Source organism: Kitasatospora sp. NPDC091207 (genome assembly GCF_044768625.1).
Classification (GTDB): Bacteria; Actinomycetota; Actinomycetes; order Streptomycetales; family Streptomycetaceae; genus Kitasatospora.
In genome coordinates this window covers 1-1,188 of the sequence record NZ_JBIVVS010000075.1, presented here as the reverse complement: position 1 = coordinate 1,188, position 1,188 = coordinate 1, and the positions used below count along the sequence as shown (strand labels likewise).

Here is a 1,188-nt window from a genome sequence, read left to right as displayed (position 1 = left end):
GGACTTCGATCTCTTCCGGATCTCCGAGGAGCACGGGATGCTGCGTGAGGCGGTGCGTTCGCTGGCCGAGGCGAAGATCGCTCCGTTCGCGGCGGAGGTGGACGAGCTGGGTCGGTTCCCGCAGGAGGCGTTGGACGCGCTGCGGGGCAATGATCTGCACGCGGTGCACGTGCCGGAGGAGTACGGCGGTGCGGGGGCGGACGCGTTGGCGACGGTGATCGTGATCGAGGAGGTCGCGCGGGTGTGCGCGTCGTCGTCGTTGATCCCGGCGGTGAACAAGTTGGGGTCGTTGCCGGTGCAGTTGTCGGGTTCGGAGGAGTTGAAGGCGAAGTACCTGGGGGCGTTGGCGCGGGGTGAGGGGATGTTCTCGTACTGCCTGTCGGAGCCGGAGGCGGGTTCGGACGCGGCGGGGATGCGGACCCGGGCGGTGCGGGACGGTGACTTCTGGGTGTTGAACGGTGTGAAGCGGTGGATCACCAACGCGGGGGTGTCGGAGTTCTACACGGTGATGGCGGTGACGGATCCGGGGCTGCGGTCGAAGGGGATCTCGGCGTTCGTGGTGGAGAAGGGTGACGAGGGGGTGTCGTTCGGGGCGCCGGAGCGGAAGTTGGGGATCAAGGGGTCGCCGACGCGTGAGGTGTATTTCGACAATGTGCGGATTCCGGCGGACCGGATGATCGGTGCGGAGGGGACGGGGTTCGCGACGGCGATGCGGACGTTGGACCACACGCGGGTGACGATCGCGGCGCAGGCGGTGGGGATCGCGCAGGGGGCGTTGGACTACGCGAAGGGGTATGTGCGGGAGCGTCGGCAGTTCGGGAAGCCGATCGGTGATTTCCAGGGTGTGCAGTTCATGTTGGCGGACATGGCGATGAAGTTGGAGGCGGCGCGGCAGTTGACGTATGTCGCGGCGGCGAAGTCGCAGCGGGGGGACGCGGATCTGACGTTCTTCGGGGCGTCGGCGAAGTGTTTCGCGTCGGACGCGGCGATGGAGATCACGACGGACGCGGTGCAGTTGCTGGGTGGGTACGGGTACACGCGGGACTATCCGGTGGAGCGGATGATGCGGGACGCGAAGATCACGCAGATCTACGAGGGCACCAACCAGGTCCAGCGCATCGTGATGGCCCGCAACCTGCCGTAGCGCGTCGGCGGGGCACCCCCGGGCACCCCGCCGCACACCCTGGC

1 protein-coding gene is annotated in these 1,188 nt (G+C 67.8%); it reads left to right on the top strand.

Annotated features, from left to right (window positions below; all coding sequences use genetic code 11):
* A partial coding sequence (locus ACIQTO_RS38170) for an acyl-CoA dehydrogenase family protein (protein WP_402398281.1) occupies window positions 1-1,144 on the top strand: 1,144 nt, incomplete at its 5' end.
* Between the last annotated feature and the right edge of the window lie 44 nt (window positions 1,145-1,188).